Annotated in this window: 3 protein-coding genes; 2 read left to right on the top strand and 1 reads right to left on the bottom strand. The window is 35.6% G+C overall.

What is annotated here, in order from left to right; genetic code table 11:
* Positions 1 to 1,277, bottom strand: a 1,277-nt coding sequence (locus MRT15_RS10845; RefSeq protein ID WP_304330194.1) for a hypothetical protein, incomplete at its 3' end; no start/stop codon positions are given.
* 444 nt (positions 1,278 to 1,721) lie between these two features.
* Between MRT15_RS10845 and MRT15_RS10840 the strand changes: the two genes are divergently transcribed.
* Together MRT15_RS10840 and MRT15_RS10835 are read left to right on the top strand one after the other, a co-directional pair.
* Positions 1,722 to 2,330, top strand: a complete 609-nt coding sequence (locus tag MRT15_RS10840) for a hypothetical protein (RefSeq protein ID WP_304330193.1) — start codon at positions 1,722 to 1,724, stop codon at positions 2,328 to 2,330.
* A 14-nt stretch (positions 2,331 to 2,344) separates the two neighbouring features.
* Positions 2,345 to 2,588: hypothetical protein (locus tag MRT15_RS10835; RefSeq protein ID WP_304330192.1), on the top strand; the 244-nt coding region annotated here is incomplete at its 3' end.

Below are 2,588 nucleotides of genomic sequence, written 5' to 3'. Positions count from 1 at the left end.
TGTAATCCTTGAGTGGAGGAAGGCATTTTTGGAAATTTATAGCTAGTTTTAAGTGTAAAATCACCATTAATACTTTCATTTATCCTTTTAATAGTTTCATTCAATAAATGCTTATTCCTGTTATGTAAAATCAAAATGACTTTACCCCCTTTACTCAAACAATTAACGTAATTAGAAACTGTTTCACAAAGCTTGGTATTGTACCATTCTAAGTCTTTACCGATTTTCCTGTTAACACATATTTCTCTACTCCAATAACTGTAATCATTGAATCGCGCATCATTACAGCTACCTTCTAGCCATTTTTGCCAAAGATAGGTTAGTTCAAAGTAATTTATTTCGTCATAATGTGGAGGGTCTAAGATTATGATATCCAATTTAGGTAACTTGGAATATATTTCAAGTGCATCAGCACGAAATATGTGAATGAACCTCTTTTGTTGTGCAACTATTTCATTATCAAATGATACCGTAATCTGATGGCTTGAAGCAATTGTTGACCATTTCTTTTTAAAGGAATGTAAGAGTAGTAACCTCCTTAAGAAGGCTTTACAAAAGTTCCTTTCTTCTCTTAAATTTGGAAGCCAATATCTGGGTAACTTCCATGAAGGGCCACTACTCTCAGCATGAGGTATCATTTTTGTTGCATTAGCTAATGAAGCTATGAAAACGAGCTTTAAGAGATCACCTTGAGACTTATCCTTCACCCAGATTCTTTCAATATGAGAATACAACTTGGATGCAGCGTAAAGGTTGCGTTTAGTAAATAAATCTTTGATTTCAATAGGTCTATGCGGACCATCCCTAAAACTAATTCCAGTTCCAGGATACACAAATTTTCCTTCTGGATACCAAAATCTTATTTCAAGATTCTCTTCCATCGCAATATATTCCTTAATTAAACTTTTGTTTTGAGTCCTCTTTCCTGAAGCAAGCTTAAGAGAAATAACTTCATCATCATTCCAGACGGCATAATTAACTTTTTCAAGATTACTTAAAGTGTAAACTTCGTTTTCAATTTCAAGGCAAACCCCCCTTATAGTTTCAATGGTTTCACTCTTTATAGTTTCATTATTCAAAACATTATAAGCTATGAATACAGATACAGGGTTTATATCGGAAAGAAAGCCTGAAGCACCAGTAAGAATGGCACAAAAACCTGAAGAGCCAGAACCACAAAATGGATCAGCTAACAATTTAGCATTTTTAATTTCATGAAATATGAGCTTAGGATCCTTTCTTGCCCAAAACTTTATTAAATTGTGAATATTAAACATGACTCCTCACTTTTTAAACCTATTATAAAGTATAAAAATGAACCCTTACTTTTCTTAGAACCTTCATTATTTTGCCCCCTAGTTAGAAGACCTTTAAGCCATATAGGTACTATGAGCTCAGCTTTCTCAATTAGTCTTCTGGCCTCATACATTGAATGATGTTGTAGATGTTTCTCCTCCAAAAGCTTTAAAACCTTCTGCTCAATTGTTTGACTACAAATAACCACAATTTATTATGTTAACGTCTAATAATGCATAAACGTTACGGTTGTTTAATACTAAAATTAATCAATGTCTATTTTGCATTAGCTCCCTAGACCATTATTGAAAAAGTTTTGACTGATGTGAGTACATTACTGTGAATTTTATCGTGTATAATTTAGTTGTACTTCGGAAAAATGTTAAAATTTTTGTGGAGGGATTGTTATTTTTGGGTGGTTGTTTTTGTATTGGAAGTTTGTTTGTACTGTTGAGACGGAGGCTGAGTGTTTTCAGAGGGCTCTTTTTGGAGATACAAAGAAGTTGTGGGAAGAGGTTAAAGATGTGAGGAAGGGTGATATTCTCTTTCTATATAACATTGATACGGATGTGCTTTTCGGTCCTTTTATTGCTGAAAGTGATGGTGCATTGAATATTGAACCGGATGCTTGGGATGGTCGTTTCCCTGCACAAGTGAGGGTTAAATGGGATGCAATATCAATTATGAGAAATGCTTCGGCGAAGTTTGGTTATTTGAAAACCTCTTCTTTTAAGCCGCCTTACACTCTCAGGCTTTCTGAGGAGCAAGGTGGGGAGCTTCTTAAGGCATTAACTTCTGCACGTGTTATGATACCGGATCAGCTTAAGTCTGAAATTCAGCAATTGGATTTTGATATTCATACTTTAGCTCATAGGATGGAGGAGATAATGTGTGGTAAGGGTCATCTTGCGGATAGGGAGATAAATCTTGATAGAGTTAAAAGTGAGTTTATAACTAAAATGAGGGATTTCGTTTGGGCTGTAAGGAAATTGGATAAGCAAACTGGAATTCTAGAATTGCCATCAAATAAGTGAGGTGAAAAGCTTCAATGCCTATCTGTGATAGGTGTGGTAGGTGGTTTAATTTTATTGTGTGTCCGTATTGTGGTTATGTTCCGCTTTATGCTGATAGGGGCATGTTTTTGAGGTTTATGGAGGGTTTGCTTTATAGGGAGAGGGCTGAGGAGAAGAGGAGGGTTGAGAGGGATAAGGTGGTTGGTGAGCTTATTGATGTTGCTGGGGATACTGTTACTATTGATTGTGGGATTCCAAGGTTTGAGGAGGGTGATGTTG

The organism is Candidatus Culexarchaeum yellowstonense (genome assembly GCF_024707025.1).
Taxonomy (GTDB): Archaea; Thermoproteota; Methanomethylicia; order Culexarchaeales; family Culexarchaeaceae; genus Culexarchaeum.
This window is presented reverse-complemented; position numbering and strand designations above follow the sequence as displayed.